The 15,475-nt window shown below is 54.7% G+C and carries 14 protein-coding genes; 8 read left to right on the forward strand and 6 right to left on the reverse strand.

What is annotated here, in order from left to right; genetic code table 11:
• Positions 1-104 precede the first annotated feature (104 nt).
• A complete protein-coding gene (locus ACTU44_RS21005; RefSeq protein WP_462096287.1) occupies positions 105-1,328 on the reverse strand; it encodes a class I SAM-dependent methyltransferase in 1,224 nt (407 codons plus the stop codon).
• A 446-nt stretch (positions 1,329-1,774) separates the two neighbouring features.
• Between ACTU44_RS21005 and ACTU44_RS21010 the strand changes: the two genes are divergently transcribed.
• From ACTU44_RS21010 to ACTU44_RS21040, 7 genes are all read left to right on the forward strand, one after another.
• Positions 1,775-2,797 (forward strand): aspartate-semialdehyde dehydrogenase, encoded by a 1,023-nt coding sequence (locus ACTU44_RS21010; RefSeq protein ID WP_462096288.1) that lies wholly within the window; start codon positions 1,775-1,777, stop codon positions 2,795-2,797.
• A 193-nt stretch (positions 2,798-2,990) separates the two neighbouring features.
• Complete coding sequence (locus ACTU44_RS21015) at positions 2,991-3,941, forward strand: sugar-binding transcriptional regulator (RefSeq protein WP_114097060.1); 951 nt, start codon at positions 2,991-2,993, stop codon at positions 3,939-3,941.
• Positions 3,942-4,140: 199 nt separating this feature from the next.
• Positions 4,141-5,451 carry an ABC transporter substrate-binding protein gene (locus ACTU44_RS21020; RefSeq protein WP_114097059.1) on the forward strand — a complete coding sequence of 437 codons (1,311 nt, stop codon included), beginning with the start codon at positions 4,141-4,143 and terminating at the stop codon, positions 5,449-5,451.
• 154 nt (positions 5,452-5,605) lie between these two features.
• The gene (locus tag ACTU44_RS21025; RefSeq protein WP_114097058.1) at positions 5,606-6,478 is read left to right on the forward strand and encodes a carbohydrate ABC transporter permease; all 873 of its coding nucleotides are present in this window, start codon (positions 5,606-5,608) and stop codon (positions 6,476-6,478) included.
• 10 nt (positions 6,479-6,488) lie between these two features.
• Positions 6,489-7,319 (forward strand): carbohydrate ABC transporter permease, encoded by an 831-nt coding sequence (locus ACTU44_RS21030; RefSeq protein ID WP_114097057.1) that lies wholly within the window; start codon positions 6,489-6,491, stop codon positions 7,317-7,319.
• Between the two features lie 39 nt (positions 7,320-7,358).
• On the forward strand, positions 7,359-8,366 hold the full coding sequence (locus ACTU44_RS21035) for an ABC transporter ATP-binding protein (RefSeq protein WP_462096289.1): 1,008 nt from the start codon (positions 7,359-7,361) through the stop codon (positions 8,364-8,366).
• 78 nt (positions 8,367-8,444) lie between these two features.
• Positions 8,445-9,215: an SDR family NAD(P)-dependent oxidoreductase gene (locus ACTU44_RS21040; RefSeq protein WP_068519864.1), complete on the forward strand. Its 771-nt coding sequence runs from the start codon at positions 8,445-8,447 to the stop codon at positions 9,213-9,215.
• Between the two features lie 106 nt (positions 9,216-9,321).
• Here the strand turns inward: ACTU44_RS21040 and ACTU44_RS21045 are convergent, their stop codons facing one another.
• Positions 9,322-10,563, reverse strand: a complete 1,242-nt coding sequence (locus ACTU44_RS21045) for a winged helix-turn-helix domain-containing protein (RefSeq protein ID WP_462096290.1) — start codon at positions 10,561-10,563, stop codon at positions 9,322-9,324.
• A gap of 204 nt (positions 10,564-10,767) precedes the next feature.
• On the opposite strand from ACTU44_RS21045, the gene ACTU44_RS21050 reads away from it, so the two are divergent.
• Positions 10,768-12,762: an SLC13 family permease gene (locus ACTU44_RS21050; protein ID WP_462096291.1), complete on the forward strand. Its 1,995-nt coding sequence runs from the start codon at positions 10,768-10,770 to the stop codon at positions 12,760-12,762.
• A 147-nt stretch (positions 12,763-12,909) separates the two neighbouring features.
• Here the strand turns inward: ACTU44_RS21050 and ACTU44_RS21055 are convergent, their stop codons facing one another.
• From ACTU44_RS21055 to ACTU44_RS21070, 4 genes are all read right to left on the reverse strand, one after another.
• On the reverse strand, positions 12,910-13,356 hold the full coding sequence (locus ACTU44_RS21055; RefSeq protein ID WP_462096292.1) for a DUF2059 domain-containing protein: 447 nt from the start codon (positions 13,354-13,356) through the stop codon (positions 12,910-12,912).
• Positions 13,357-13,630: 274 nt separating this feature from the next.
• Positions 13,631-14,530, reverse strand: coding sequence for a bifunctional methylenetetrahydrofolate dehydrogenase/methenyltetrahydrofolate cyclohydrolase FolD (gene folD, locus ACTU44_RS21060; protein WP_462096293.1), 900 nt, complete (start codon positions 14,528-14,530; stop codon positions 13,631-13,633).
• On the reverse strand, positions 14,523-14,858 hold the full coding sequence (locus tag ACTU44_RS21065; protein ID WP_336083146.1) for a DUF167 family protein: 336 nt from the start codon (positions 14,856-14,858) through the stop codon (positions 14,523-14,525). Before ACTU44_RS21065 ends, folD begins: the two co-directional genes overlap by 8 nt.
• Before the next feature lie 16 nt (positions 14,859-14,874).
• Entirely contained in the window at positions 14,875-15,171 is a 297-nt protein-coding gene (locus ACTU44_RS21070) for a YggT family protein (protein WP_114097051.1), read from the reverse strand.
• Positions 15,172-15,475 lie beyond the last annotated feature (304 nt).

Consider the following 15,475-nt stretch of genomic DNA (forward strand, 5'->3'; position numbering starts at 1 on the left):
TTTTTTACATCTGTCGTGCCGGTCGACCACGCGATGTATATTGGATCTTGATTTGGCTGTTAAAACCGCCAGGGCGGGAAACCTTCGTTTCCCGCCCTGTGACATCAGGCATATTCAAAGCCCGGCTTGGTAAAGACAAACTGGCCGACCCGCATGCCGCCACCGCCCTCGGAATCGTCAAAGGCATTTATGCAACCCGCCAGATAGAACTCCCACATCCGCCGGAATTCCTCATCATATTTGGTCGGGTCCAGTTCGTCACGCACCGCCCGGAAGCGTTCCCGCCATTCGACAAGGGTCCGGGCATAATTGCGGCCGGGGTGGAAATGCGATGCTTCAACCATCAGCTTGGCGTGTTCAGCCGCCTCGATCACTTCATGCACTGCCGGGATATAGCCACCTGGAAAGATATATTTATCAATCCAGGGCGATGTGAATTCTGCGCGCGGCTTGATGATGGTGTGAATGACCGCCCGCCCACCAACCTTAAGCAGTTCACCAACCTTTTCGAAATAGGTTTTGAACTGATGGCGCCCGACATGTTCGAACATGCCGACCGAAACCACGCGATCATATTTACCGGCATTGGCATCGGCAAACACCCGATAATCCAGCAGATGATAATCAAGCCCGGCCTTGGCATTGTCGCCCAGCTCTGCGCGCTTTTCCTGCGCCCAGTTATATTGCTCGGTCGATAATGTGATCCCGTGGACTTCGGCCCCGGTTTCACGATGGATGAACCGGCTAAGTCCACCCCAACCACACCCGATATCGACAATCCGCAAATCCGGTTCGTTGATTTTCAGGCGCTGGGTGGTCAGGCTCATTTTGCGGTGCTGGGCTTCTTCAAGCGTCTGCGCACCATCATCCCAGAAGGCACATGAATATTGCATCTCCGGATCAAGGAACCGGGTGTAAAGATCATTACCGATATCATAATGGTGGCGCACCCGCTTGGAGGCTGCCTTGACAGTGGTGAATTGTGCGATCTGGAATTTAAGCGCCTGCAATTTTTCAATGAAGGTGCCAAAACCGCTTGAGGAATGCCCGCCTTCAAAATTCAGGCGCAACACCCGGATCAGGTCTTCCATTTCACCGCTGACGACATCAAAGCCGCCATGCATATAGGCCTCGCCAAATCCCGGATCGGGACTTAGCGCCATTTTAAGGGTATTGGCCCAGTCGGGTACGGTCATCCCGGCCCTTGGCGGCGCGCCATCCCCCAAAACGACTTCATGCTTGTCATCGACGCGAAAAACCAGTGTTCCGCGCGTTACATGTTCCCGAAAGAAATCGAGAACCTTTTTTTGTGTCCAATCCAAACTCATCGGGTACGTCATCAGGCCGTCCTTTTTGCAAAAGTCGGAATATTGATCGCCCCATATGCAGTCACGCTGCATATCTGTATCGAACCCTGTTCAGGATCGTTCTATCTTGCCGTTCGGAAGGTCTTAGATGGTGGCTGCGGCTACGCGATGCGGACCAAGCCGAAAACAGGAATCAACCAAGCAGGATGCAAAACGATTCTGATTTCGGGTTCGACACATGAACCCCACTGACGATTTTGCCAGATTTTTTTGCGATCTCAAGTAGTAATCGCATCAGCCATATCAAGGATACGCTTGCGCAATTGCTTTGAAAGCCTTACATCTCGCCGCAGATTATCCGAAATTATCCACAGGCATGTGTCCTGCGCCGTCCGAACCATAACGCGGATTTTCCACGTCGGTCCGGGTCTGGCCACCATGCCCACAAGACTGAAAAGAGGCACCTGATGGGCTACAAGATTGCCGTTGTCGGCGCGACCGGAAATGTCGGGCGCGAAATGCTCAACACCCTTGCCGAACGTAAGTTCCCGGCCGATGAAGTCTTTGCACTGGCATCGTCGAAATCCATCGGGCGCACCGTCGGCTATGGCGAAGATGACGAGATCAGTGTTCTTGATGCCGCAACCTTTGATTTCTCGCGCGTCGATATCGCCCTGTTCTCGGCCGGTGGTGAAACCGCCAGGAAACTGGCCCCCAAGGCGGCCGAAGCAGGCTGCGTTGTCATCGACAATTCAAGCTATTGGCGCATGGAACCGGGTGTTCCGCTGGTCGTGCCCGAGGTCAATGGCGATGCACTGGCCGGATACGCCAAAAAGAACATCATCGCCAATCCGAACTGCTCGACCATTCAGATGGTTCTGGCCCTTAAACCGCTTCATGACATCGCCACGATCAAACGCATCGTTGTTGCGACCTATCAGTCCGTGTCGGGTGCCGGTCGTGCCGCCATGGACGAGCTGTTTAACCAGACCAAAGGCATCTATGTGAATGACCTTCCCAAAAAGGAAGAATTCACCAAACAGATCGCCTTTAACGTCATCCCGCATATCGACAATTTCATGGATGATGGCGCGACCCGCGAAGAATGGAAAATGTCGGTCGAAACCCGCAAAATCCTTGATCCGGAAATCGCCGTTCATGCGACCTGCGTTCGCGTCCCGGTCTTTGTCGGTCATGGCGAAGCGGTCAATATCGAGTTTGAAAAACCGATCACCGTCGAAGAAGCCCGCAAGGCAATGAAAGACTTCCCGGGCGTTTCGGTTGTCGATTACCGCCAGGACGAAGGCTATGTCACCCCGCAGGAAGTCCAGGGCGAAGACAATGTCTTTGTCTCGCGCGTGCGCAAGGACCCGACGGTCGCAAACGGCCTGTCGCTGTGGTGTGTTGGCGATAACCTGCGCAAGGGCGCGGCCCTGAACGCGGTTCAGATTGCCGAAAAACTGGTCGCAGAATTCCTGCCCAGGAAATAAGGCAGACCAACAGTTTCATCTTCAAAACCCGCCCGTCACAAGGCGGGTTTTGTCGTTTATAGACATATGGATGCTGGTAAGAGTTTCCAAAAGGCGCTAGGGAAAAGTATAAGACTTCAGGGAAAAATAATCCGTCACACACCGGCCATATCCGGGACGGGTGACGCGCAAAAAGACATATCGGGGGACTCGGATGGTAAAACGAACCCGCAAGGAAGCGGCCCGTCTGGATGAAGCAGCCCGCGCTGGCTGGCTTTATTATTGCGCCGGCAATACGCAGGACGAAATCGCCCACAAGCTTGGTGTTTCGCGCCCGACCGCGCAACGACTGGTCTCGGCTGCTGTCAGCGAGGGCCTTGTGAAGGTTCGTCTTGATCATCCGATCACCCGTTGCATGGAACTGGGCCGGGCCATCTGCGAGAAATACGGACTTGCCAATTGCGATGTCGTGCCAACCGATCCCTCTGCGCCCGAGGCAATGTTTGGCATGGCACAGGCCGCGGCAAACTATCTTGAACGCACCTTGCAATCGACCGATCCCAAAATCATCGCCCTTGGCACCGGACGGGCCATGCGCGCCATGGTCGATGAAATCGGCCGGATTGACGGAAGCCATCACAAGATCGTCTCGCTGGTCGGCACCATCGCCCATGACGGGGCGGCAAGTTTCTATGATGCGGTCACCGATCTTGCCGACCGCACCCGCGCGCCGCACTATCCGCTGCCGATCCCGGTCATCATCGAAGATCCGAAAATGCGCGAACGCATGCAAAAGCAGCCGCCGATGGACAATATCCTCAAGCTCGCACGCGAAGCCGATATCCGCTTTATGGGTGTCGGGCATCTGGGCGATGACGCGCCGCTTCATATTGACGGGTTTATTTCAAAGGATGAACTGACCTCCCTGCGCGACAGCGGTGCGATTGGCGAAGTCATCAGCTGGTCCTTTGATCAGGACGGCAATATCCTTGACCATCCGGTGAATAATTGTGTGACCAGCGCGCCCGCCTGCCAGCCGGCAACCAACACCATCGCCGTTGCCAAAGGGGCCAAAAAGGTCGCAGCGATTCGGGGTGCCATGCGCGGAAAGCTGATTTCGACCCTGATCACCGACGAGGCAACAGCTGAATCTTTGCTGCGCTAGCACGCCTGCGCAAGTCTGCAACAATCCAGCATAAAACCACCCTGCCAGATCTTCTGGCAGGGTTTTGTTTTGTGCGCCGCAAAAACGATTTCGTTTGACAAGATGAGGTAAAATTGAGTGAATGCTCATTACCTGAACAAATGATCAAGACGGGCAACCCAAGTTGCCCAACGGGTAGACAGTCCTTTTGGGAGGAAATATGAAACGCGTAATGGGAGCAGCGCTATGTGCGCTGTTGGCTGGCGGTATCGCACACGCCAATGCCGAAACGAAACTGACCATCGCAACCGTCAATAACGGTGACATGATCCGCATGCAGAAGCTGACGGATGATTTCACCTCCAAAAACCCGGACATCTCGCTTGAATGGGTCACGCTGGAAGAAAACACCCTGCGTCAGCGCGTCACCACTGATATCGCCACCAAGGGCGGTCAGTATGACGTCATGACGATTGGCACCTATGAAGTGCCGATCTGGGCTGAAAAAGGCTGGCTGGCACCGCTCGATCAACTTGGCCCGGACTATGATGTTGATGACATCATGCCCGCCATCCGTTCCGCAGTATCCAAGGATGACGCACTCTATGCTGCACCGTTCTACGGTGAAAGCTCGATGATGATGTATCGCAAGGATCTGTTTGACGCGGCCGGCATCACCATCAATGGTCGCCTGACCTGGGATCAGACCCTTGAGATCGCCAAAAAACTCCACAAGCCCGACGAGGGTGTCTATGGCATCTGCCTGCGTGGCAAGGCTGGCTGGGGTGAAAACATGGCGCTGATCACCACCATGGGCAATGCCTATGGCGCGCGCCTGTTTGATGAAAACTGGAACCCGACCTTCGATAGCGCCGAGTGGAAGGCGGCCCTGGACATGTATACCAATATCCTTGGTAACTATGGTCCTCCGGGCGCGACCTCGAACGGCTTTAACGAAAACCTGTCGCTGTTCAACTCGGGCAAATGCGGCATGTGGATTGATGCAACGGTTGCTGCATCCTTCGTAACCAACCCCAAAGAGTCCAAAGTGGCCGACAAGGTCGGCTTCACCGAAGCTCCGTGTGCGGCAACCTGCACCGGCGCCAACTGGCTCTGGGCCTGGAACCTTGGCATTCCGATGGGGTCCCAGAAAGTCGAAGCCGCCCAGAAATTCATCGCTTGGGCGACCTCGAAAAACTATCTGGAACTGGTAGCGTCGAAAGAAGGCTGGGCGAACGTACCGCCGGGCACCCGTATGTCGCTGTATCAGAACCCGAAATATCTCGAAGCCGCACCGTTTGCTGACGAGACCCTTCTTGCCATCGACAGTGCAGACCCGATCAACTCGACCATGAAACCGAAGCCCTATGTTGGTGTCCAGTTCGCTGCGATCCCGGAATTCCAGGGCATCGGCACCACGGTCGGTCAGCAATTCTCTGCTGCTCTTGCCGGTCAGATGACTGTCGAACAGGCTCTTGCCGCTGCACAGTCCGGTACCGACCGCACCATGCGTAAGGCTGGTTACTACTGATGCACCTCAGGCCGGATTTCATTTCATCGCACATCTGAAATGATTTCTGGCCTGCGCCTCCTTGACCTGATGAACTTGGGGCGGTGGTTGCAAAACGCACCGCCCTCTTTCCATCTGGAATAGGATCAGCAACATCAATCTCGGGGAGCACATCATGTCGACACGGGCCTCGACCCTTACCGGGCGTATCATGTCCGCGCCGTCGATCATTGTCCTGTTTTTGTGGATGGCCGTCCCGCTGGGCATGACGATTTACTTCTCCTTCCTGCGCTACAATCTTTTGTCGCCGGGAATGGAAGAATGGATCGGTACACTTAATTACGAATTTTTCCTGACAGATCCGGCTTTCTTTGCATCGCTTGCAAACACCCTTTTGCTGGTGGGCTCTGTTCTTGTCATCACCGTGGTTGGCGGCATCCTGCTTGGCCTGATGCTTGATCAGCCGATCTTCGGACGCGGTATTCTGCGTCTGCTGGTGATCGCACCGTTCTTTATTATGCCGACCGTGAATGCACTGGTCTGGAAAAACCTTTTGATGGACCCGGTTTCGGGGATGTTTGCCTGGATCGCCAGTTTGCTTGGCCTGCCCGCGATTGACTGGTTCACCAATGCACCGCTGACCTCGATCATCATCATGGTGTCATGGCAATGGTTGCCTTTTGCGGTTCTGATTTTGCTCACAGCGCTGCAATCGCTTGATCGTGACCAGAAAGAAGCCGCCCAGATGGATGGTGCCGGTCCGGTCGCGATATTTTTCTATATTACCCTGCCCCATCTCAGCCGCGCGATCACGGTTGTAATCCTGATCGAAACCATCTTCCTGCTGACCGTCTTTGCCGAAATCTTTGTGACCACCGGGGGTGGCCCGGGTCTGGCAACGACCAACATCGCCTTCCTCGTCTACACGCAGGCGCTGTTGCAGTTTGATGTTGGTGGCGCTTCGGCTGGCGGCATTGTCGCGGTCATTCTGGCCAATATCGTGGCGATCTTCCTGATCCGCCTTATCGGCAAAAACCTGGACAAGTAAGGGGCGCGACATGGAACATAAACAATCTCCCCTTGGCTATATCAGCTTTTCGGTATTTGCCTGGATCGTCGGGCTTCTGATCTTCTTCCCGATCTTCTGGATGGTCCTGACCAGCTTCAAATCCGAACTCGAAGCGGTTTCGATCCCGCCCAGCTTCATTTCCTTTGACTGGACGCTGGAAAACTACGCCGAGGTTCAGGAACGCTCGAACTATTTCAAGTTCGCCCTGAACTCGATCATCCTGTCTGTCGGGTCGACACTGGTTGGTCTGGTCTTTGCCGTGACCTGCGCATGGGCAATGGCCTTTAACCCGACCAAGCGGACCAAGGACGCGCTTCTGTGGATGCTGTCGACCAAGATGATGCCACCGGTTGGCGTGCTTGTGCCAATCTATCTGGTCTTCCGCGACTGGGGCCTGCTTGATACGCGCTTTGGTCTGATCATGGTGCTGTTCCTGATCAACCTGCCGATCATGGTCTGGATGCTCTACACCTATTTCAAGGAAATCCCGACCGACATTCTGGAAGCCGCGCGGATGGATGGCGCAACCCTGCCCAAGGAAATCATCTTTGTGCTGTTGCCCATGGCTGTTCCCGGCATTGCTTCGACCATGCTGCTCAACATCATCCTGGCCTGGAATGAAGCGTTCTGGACGCTCAATCTCACAACGTCTGATGCCGCCCCGCTGACGGCTTTCATCGCATCCTATTCCAGCCCCGAAGGGCTGTTCTGGGCCAAGCTTTCAGCCGCATCAACCTTGGCGGTTGCCCCAATTCTGGTCATCGGCTGGTTCTCGCAGAAACAGCTGGTACGTGGTCTGACATTCGGCGCGGTCAAGTAACCGCAAGCCCGTGAAAATAGAGAAAGAAGGAACACCAAAATGGGTGCTATCCGACTGGAAAAAGTCAAGAAAAGCTTCGGAACGCTGGATGTTATTCCCGGTGTTGATCTTGATATCAATGATGGTGAATTCGTTGTTTTTGTCGGTCCGTCAGGCTGCGGGAAATCAACCCTGCTGCGTCTGATTGCCGGTCTCGAAGATGTCACTGATGGCAAAATCCTGATCGACGGAACCGACGTTGCCAACGAGGCACCGGCCAAACGCGGCCTGTCGATGGTCTTTCAGTCCTATGCGCTCTATCCGCATATGACGGTCTATAACAATATTGCTTTTGGTCTGAAAATGGCGGGCGAAAGCAAGGATGTCATAGACCAGAAAGTCCAGTCTGCGGCCAAGATCCTCAACCTGACCGACTATCTCGAACGGCGTCCCGGCGCCCTTTCCGGTGGTCAGCGTCAACGTGTTGCCATCGGTCGCGCCATCGTGCGCAACCCGGCGGCCTTCCTGTTTGACGAACCGCTTTCAAACCTTGATGCCGCCCTTCGCGTCAATATGCGTCTTGAAATCACCGGGCTGCATCAGGAACTCAAAACCACCATGATCTATGTGACCCACGATCAGGTCGAAGCCATGACCATGGCCGACAAGATTGTGGTTCTTCAGGCTGGCCGTGTCGAACAGGTCGGCAAGCCGATGGAACTCTATAACAACCCCGCCAATAAATTTGTCGCCGGTTTCATCGGCTCGCCAAAAATGAACTTCCTGGGCGGGGAGCTTGCAGCAAAACACAATTGTCATGAAATCGGCATTCGTCCCGAACATCTCGCGGTCAGCACTGAAAGTGGCGTCATCGCTGCAACAGTCAAAATCGCCGAACATCTCGGAGCCGAGACATATCTCCATGTCGAAGCCGATGGCCTTGGTCCGATGACGGTCCGTGCCACCGGCGAAATGCCGCTTGGTGAACATGACAAGATCTTCCTGACACCTGAACAGGATCGCATCCACTGCTTTGACGCCCATGGTCTGGCGCTTGGCGCATCCTGATACGTGAACAAACCGGATCGCAAAGCCCTTAGCGGCTTGCGATCCCGCCTTACCAATCAAGCTAACTGTGAGTCCAAAATGTATCTTAAAAAGTTCGATCTTTCCGGGCGTCGCGCCTATGTCACCGGTGGCGGTCGCGCCATCGGCCTGTCCTGCTGCGAAGCACTGGCCGAGGCCGGTGCCCATGTTGTCATCGGCGATATCAGCGAAGCTGTTGCCGAAGAAGGCCGTGATTACCTCAAATCCAAGGGTTACACCGCCGATATCGACATCATGGATGTCACCAATACCGATCAGGTCCGTGCCAGTGCTGAAAAAATGGCCAAGCAAGGCGGCATCGATATCTTGGTCAACAATGCCGGTATTGCGCGTTCGGAAACCCCGGCGGAAACCGTCACCGATGAACATTGGCTCAATGTCATCGACGTCAATCTGAACGGGACGTTCTGGTGCTGCCGCGAGTTTGGCAAACAGATGCTGGCCAAGAAAAACGGCGTCATCGTCAATGTCGGCTCGATGTCGGGCTTCATCGTCAACAAGCCGCAGGAGCAGGCCTATTACAATGCCTCCAAGGCAGCGGTTCATCACCTGACCAAATCGCTGGCTGCTGAATGGGGCGGGCGTGGTGTGCGCGTCAATGCGGTTGCGCCAACCTATATTGCGACCCCGCTCAATGAATTCGTGAAATCCAAGCCGGAAATGTACGACGCCTGGATCAATGGCACCCCGATGGCCCGCCTTGGCCTGACCGAAGAAATCGGATCGGTTGTGCTGTTCCTGGCATCCGATGCTTCCAGCCTGATGACCGGATCCATTGTTCTGGCTGATGGGGGTTACACCTGCTGGTAAGGCCAGGTGCAACTGTTGACCATAATGTCCTGAAGCTTTTTATGGTCAAAGTCGGAACAGTGGTAAAACGGGGCGCAGATGTGGGACCTGCGCCCCGTTTACCCTTTCAGGAAACAGGCACACTCGCCAGATAGCGCGAAAACGCATTATTCCCCACGACCTCAACACCATTTTCAAGGCCAAGGAACGTTGCAAGACGCTGCAAATGTTCCATTAACGGGCCTGCAACATCACCCTGGGCAAGCCCGTCTTCAAGATGCGCGCCTTGCACCAGAAGCACGTTCTTTTTGCGCTCGGACTTCAAATCGACACGCGCAACAAATTCGCCGTTTAACATAAATGGCAGGACATAATAGCCATACTGGCGTTTTTCGGCCGGAACATATATCTCGATCCGGTAGTTAAACCCGAATATCCGCTCGACCCGGTCGCGTTCCCACATCACCGGATCAAATGGCACCATCAGACAGGTCGGCTTTGCCCGCGCACGCGGATTGACGTTCGGGCACAGATATCCTGCCTGTTTCCAGCCTTCGACATCCGCGCGCAGCAACCGTCCCTCCTCGAGCAGTTTGACCAGACAGTCCTTCACATCAGCTGTCGGCAGGCGGAAATATTTGCGCAAATCGGCTTCGGTTGCGATACCCATCGCCGCAATCCCCTTGCAGATCAGGTCTGATTGCGCCTCCAACCGGTCCGGTGCCGGATCATGGGCCGCATCCCCGATGATCCGGTGTGGCAAATCGTAAATCCGCTCGAAACTTGACCGGCGCTTTTGCGCCATCACCTGCCCGCTCCAGAACAGATATTCCATGGCGATCTTGGTGTCCGACCATCCCCACCATTCCGAACTGCTCGCCCCTTTTTCTTCAAGGTCGCTCGACCCCACCGGGCCATGGCGTTCGATATGGTCAAGAATGCCGGTGATCAGTTCAGGTTTCTCGCGCTGAATTCGGGCAATCCGCCCCCAGGTGCCCTTGCCCTGCTCGGCATCCTCCATCCGCCAGCGATAGAGCGGATAATCCTCAACCGGGATCATCGATGCTTCATGGCCCCAATATTCGAACAATTTCCGGTCGCGCGATTTGCCCCAGACAATGTCATCAAGCATTGCCGGGTCATAGACACCCAACCGGCTAAAGATCGGCATGTAATGGGCGCGGGTAAGCACATTGACGCTATCGACCTGTAACATATTGGTCTGGCGGATCGCCTTCATGATCCGGCGTTTGGTCACAGGCTTGCTGTCATTCTGATCAAATCCCTGCCCGCAAAGCGCAAGGTTGCGCGCCTGCTTTATCGAAATCGCGACCGAGGCATCGGGCATGGAAATACTGTCAACTGGCATGATCACTCTGGAAAATTGGCAAATGAAAACAGGGCGATGCTAACACATCATCCTGACAAATGTGGCAGGAGCCTGCAACAACGTGAAATTCTGTTGATCGGACTCTTTTTCAACCCCGACCCCGCCCGACTTCACTTGACCGATCAGGCTGCCTCCCCCTAGGCTTTGGAACAGAAAACCCGTCACAAAACAGGACCGGCAGACATGGATAGCCCGCAAATCATGATCCTGACGGTTCTTGTCGGTACAGTCGTCCTGTTTCTGTGGGGACGCTGGCGTCATGACATGGTTGCGATGGCGTCCCTTCTGGTCTGTGTGGTGCTGGGACTTGTCCCGACTGACGCCGCCTTTGTCGGCTTTGGCCATCCCGCCGTGATCACGGTTGCCTGCATCCTGATCCTGTCATCGGCCCTGCAACAATCGGGCGCGGTCGATACCCTGACCCGGACCATTCTTCCGCAATCGGCGGGACCCTTCATTACGCTTGCCGCACTCAGCTTGCTGGCGGCCCTTCTGTCGGCTTTCATGAACAATGTCGGGGCGCTGGCACTTTTGATGCCGGTTGCCCTTCAGATCGCCAACAAACAGGGACTGCCACCGGGTAAAATCCTGATGCCGCTTGCCTTTGGTTCGATCCTTGGCGGCATGACGACCCTGATCGGGACGCCCCCCAACCTGATCGTTTCAGGGTTTCGCGCGAAACTGAATGGCGACGGCTTTTCGATGTTTGATTACAGTCCCGTCGGCCTTGCCATCGCAGTATCGGGTTTGGCCTTTGTCATTCTTTTCGGGCGGTTTCTGGTACCAACCCGCGAACGCGCCGGGGCCGAGGGATTTGAAACCGGCTCCTATCTGACCGAGGCCCGCATCACCGAGGGCAGCAAATCTGTTGGCATGTTGCTGCGCGATCTTAATAACGAGCTCGAAAAATCCGACGCACAGGTCATCGGCCTGATCCGCCATGAACGGCGAATTCCGGCCCCAAGCCCCTATCGCGAACTTCACCAGAACGACATTCTTCTGATCGAAGCCGAACCTGAAAGTCTGGCCTCTGTCCTTTCGGCCCTTGACCTGACCCTTGAGGCCGAATGGCGAAGTGCTGAGGCCGAACGCAAGACTCAAGAGGCCCTCGAAGCTCAGAAGGAGGCTCAAAAAGAAGCCCAGAAGGAAGCAAAGAAAGAATCTAAAAAGGAAACCACCAAAGCCCAGAAGGCCAATAATGCCGAGAAGAAAGTTGATCTTCCCGACGACGCAAAAGCCGACAGCAAAAGCACCGCAAAAACAGATCGCAAGAACGACGCATCAGATGAGGAAGCAGAGCATAAAAAGGCCCTGCAATCTGATGATGTGTCCCTGATCGAAGTTGTCGTTTTGCCCAGTGCCGCCTTCATCGGACGGTCTGCTGCCGATATTCGTATCCGAAGCCGCTTTGGCATCAACCTGCTTGCCCTGTCTCGTCAGGGACAGCGATCCATGACCCGGTTGCGCACCATGAAGATGCAGGCAGGCGACGTGCTTTTGATGCAAGGTTCGCCTGCCGCCATTGGCGAGTTTGGCAGCCGGATGGGCTGCGCCCCGCTTGCCGAACGTTCCCTGCATCTTGCCGACAAGTCCCAGGCATTCCGGGCCAGCGCCATTATGGGGATTGCCATTCTGCTCGCGGCCCTTGGCATCCTGCCGGCCGCCATATCCTTTGCGCTCGGCGTCCTTGCCGCCCTGCTGTTCGGGGTAGTGTCACCGCGCACGCTTTATGACGCGGTCGACTGGCCCGTCGTGGTGCTTCTCGCCGCCCTGATACCGGTTGCCAATGCGATGGAAAGTACCGGCAGTGCCGATCTGATCGCGCGCTTCCTGCTGGAATCGGTCGCGCAAGGCAACGCGGTGATCGCCGTCGGCCTGATCCTTGTCGTCACCATGACGCTATCAGATTTCATGAACAATGCCGCTACCGCGGCTGTCATGTGCCCAATTGCCATTGGCAGTGCCGCCCAGCTCGGTGCGAGCTCCGACCCATTTCTGATGGCGGTTGCGATTGGAGCATCCTGCGCCTTCCTGACCCCCATCGGTCACCAGAACAACACGCTCATCCTCGGCCCCGGCGGCTTCCGCTTTGGCGACTACTGGAAACTCGGCCTGCCGATCGAGATCATCGTTGTGGCGGTTGGGGTGCCGATGTTGTTGTGGGTGTGGCCATTATGACGTTGAGTTCCTCACAGGTGTTCAGGCCCCAGACAAATCATTTGGAACACCAATCAACACCTGCGAGAAAGCGATCTCGTAACGGTTATCATTGGGTTTGTGAAAACAGGAATCCCGGCCTTTTCCACATCGAAGTGAATCCAATTATCAAAATTTTTCTGCGGTTTTAAGAACTTCTGCCTGTATTCTTGGCATTGTACTAGCCATGTAGGCTGGCATTTTTTCGACTATTGAAATTCCTTCCGGTGATCCGTAAAAATCGGCAAGGGCATTCAATTCATTGGTTGTGAAATGCTGAACCATTGAGGTGGTTATCAGGTTCTCAAGCATCTCCATGTCTAACGCTTGTGACATAAATTGGATGAATTCATCTCGCCTGTTTTGAGGAACTTGCAATGCAATCTGCGCCACCGTTTCATTCATCATTTTCGGCAAATTAAAGACTTTTGCATACCGTTCGGCAGCTTCTAATCTCGTCTGTGACGATTCCTGCGCAAATGTAGTGTTAGACAAAACTACCATCGCCAGAAAAGTTAAAAGCAGAACAGAACCTTTTAGACCTGACGAAAGAATGTTTTTCCTCGGAACTTTCATATTGTCCTCCATAGATTTAAAGCATCGCTTACCAGCATAACAACATTACAACTATAGATATAGATTAACCATCATTCATTCCCCCTCGAAAAGGGTCAACGAACCATTGTCCCGGAGATTTCCACTTCGGCGACTACTGGAAACTCGGCCTGCCGATCAAGATCATCTTGGTGGTGGTTGGGGTGCCGATGTTGTTATGGGTTTGGTCGTTGTAGAACACAAATAAAAAGGGCAGCCTCTGGCTGCCCTTTTGAAATTCTTTTAACCGCCTTATTTAGCTGTCAAAACCAAGGTTCGGCGCTTCAAGGCCGTTGGCACGGCAGGCCGAAATCAAGGTGTTGTTGAGCAGGCAGGCGATGGTCATCGGCCCGACTCCCCCCGGAACCGGGGTGATGGCACCGGCAACCTTGGCGGCACTTTCAAACTCGACATCGCCGACCAGCTTCATTTTGCCCTCGGCCCCTTCAACGCGGTTGATACCGACGTCAATCACCGTGGCACCCGGAGCAATCCAGTCACCCTTGACCATTTCCGGGCGGCCAACTGCGGCAACGACGATATCGGCACGACGGACTTCTTCGGGCAAATCGCGGGTACGCGAATGCGCAATGGTAACCGTGCAGCTTTCCTTCAGCAGGAGCTGCGCCATCGGCTTGCCAACGATGTTGGAACGCCCGACAACCACCGCACGTTTGCCCGACAGATCACCAAGGGTATCTTTCAGAAGCATCAGGCAGCCATAAGGCGTGCAAGGGGCAAAGCCCTCTCCGCCCGTGGCCAGTGCACCGGCATTGACGACATGAAAGCCATCCACATCCTTGGCCGGATCGATGGCAGAAAGGATCGCCTGTTCGTCGATATGTTTGGGCACCGGAAGCTGGCAGAGGATGCCATGAACGTTTTCGTCGGCATTGAGCTTGGCGATCAGGGCCAGAAGGTCTTCCTGGCTGGTATCGGCCGAGAGCTTGTGCTCATAGGAATTCATGCCGCATTCAAGGGTCTGTTTACCCTTGTTGCGCACATAGACCTGACTGGCCGGGTCTTCGCCCACCAGAATGACGGCAAGACCGGGGGTCACACCGTGGTCCGCTTTCAGCTTGGAAACTTCTGCGGTGATGTCTTCGCGCAGTTTGGCAGCGAATGCCTTGCCATCGATGATTTTTGCGTCACTCATGTGTCTGTCCGCCCGTAAGTTGGGTAATTTGCGCCGTCAGCTCTGCGGGATTGCCGGAAATCACCAGCACCTTGTTGCGGTCTGTATGCCCGGCAACGATCCCGACCGAGGATTTAGGCCATTTGGCCGCTTTTGCCAAAAGTTTTATCAGGGCCTGATTGGCTTTGCCGTTTTCCGGCACTGCGGTGACCGACACTTTAAGCTGTGTGCGGCCAGTCGCATCATTCATCAGACCATTGATCGCATTGCGCGAGGCTTTTGGCGTTAAACGCACAAACAGACGGATCCCGGTTTGGTCAGAGAGTATCTCGCAAACGGGATCAGTCATTGTCTAAATGAGACATCTAGTAACCTAAAAGAGCCATCCGCACATCGGTCTGAATCAGCATATTGGCAAATTGCAGAACAAGAATCAGAACAATCGGCGAAAGATCGATGCCGCCAAGGTCCGGCATGACGCGCCGGATCGGGCGCAGGGCCGGTTCGGTCACACGATAGAGGAAATCACCGACCATATAGACGAATCGGTTGCTGGTATTGATGACGTTGAATGCCACAAGCCATGACAGGATTGCAGAAGCAATCAGCATGAAAATGTAGATACCAACTACAGTATCAATAAGCCAAAAAATCGCCAGCATCGCCGCTCCTTACTATCGCCGGGGCATATTCGATTTTTGCCCGGTAAGATGTTTGCACGCTGCAAAACCTAGTCGGCAATGGCCGGTAACGCAAGCGCAGAGCGTTGATTTCACCCGTTACCGGGCCAAGTTTTCATCGTTTTGTGATCCCTGTCACCTGACAAGGTGGTGCGATTGACATCACCATACGCCGCCTGGTTGCATTGTGCCCTTGCCAGAAACTGTCAGGAGATGTCAGTCACATCTGCTTATCGACTTGCGGGCATGATCGCTTCTTGCCAACAATGCGCCTCGCGCCAACACG

The sequence above is a fragment of the Thalassospira sp. SM2505 genome (assembly GCF_054901115.1).

Coding starts and splice junctions, on each gene's coding strand:
- ACTU44_RS21005 (WP_462096287.1), bottom strand. CDS start 1,328: ATGAGTTTGGATTGGACACAAAAAAAGGTTCTCGATTTCTTTCGGGAA.
- ACTU44_RS21010 (WP_462096288.1), top strand. CDS start 1,775: ATGGGCTACAAGATTGCCGTTGTCGGCGCGACCGGAAATGTCGGGCGC.
- ACTU44_RS21015 (WP_114097060.1), top strand. CDS start 2,991: ATGGTAAAACGAACCCGCAAGGAAGCGGCCCGTCTGGATGAAGCAGCC.
- ACTU44_RS21020 (WP_114097059.1), top strand. CDS start 4,141: ATGAAACGCGTAATGGGAGCAGCGCTATGTGCGCTGTTGGCTGGCGGT.
- ACTU44_RS21025 (WP_114097058.1), top strand. CDS start 5,606: ATGTCGACACGGGCCTCGACCCTTACCGGGCGTATCATGTCCGCGCCG.
- ACTU44_RS21030 (WP_114097057.1), top strand. CDS start 6,489: ATGGAACATAAACAATCTCCCCTTGGCTATATCAGCTTTTCGGTATTT.
- ACTU44_RS21035 (WP_462096289.1), top strand. CDS start 7,359: ATGGGTGCTATCCGACTGGAAAAAGTCAAGAAAAGCTTCGGAACGCTG.
- ACTU44_RS21040 (WP_068519864.1), top strand. CDS start 8,445: ATGTATCTTAAAAAGTTCGATCTTTCCGGGCGTCGCGCCTATGTCACC.
- ACTU44_RS21045 (WP_462096290.1), bottom strand. CDS start 10,563: ATGCCAGTTGACAGTATTTCCATGCCCGATGCCTCGGTCGCGATTTCG.
- ACTU44_RS21050 (WP_462096291.1), top strand. CDS start 10,768: ATGGATAGCCCGCAAATCATGATCCTGACGGTTCTTGTCGGTACAGTC.
- ACTU44_RS21055 (WP_462096292.1), bottom strand. CDS start 13,356: ATGAAAGTTCCGAGGAAAAACATTCTTTCGTCAGGTCTAAAAGGTTCT.
- folD (WP_462096293.1), bottom strand. CDS start 14,530: ATGAGTGACGCAAAAATCATCGATGGCAAGGCATTCGCTGCCAAACTG.
- ACTU44_RS21065 (WP_336083146.1), bottom strand. CDS start 14,858: ATGACTGATCCCGTTTGCGAGATACTCTCTGACCAAACCGGGATCCGT.
- ACTU44_RS21070 (WP_114097051.1), bottom strand. CDS start 15,171: ATGCTGGCGATTTTTTGGCTTATTGATACTGTAGTTGGTATCTACATT.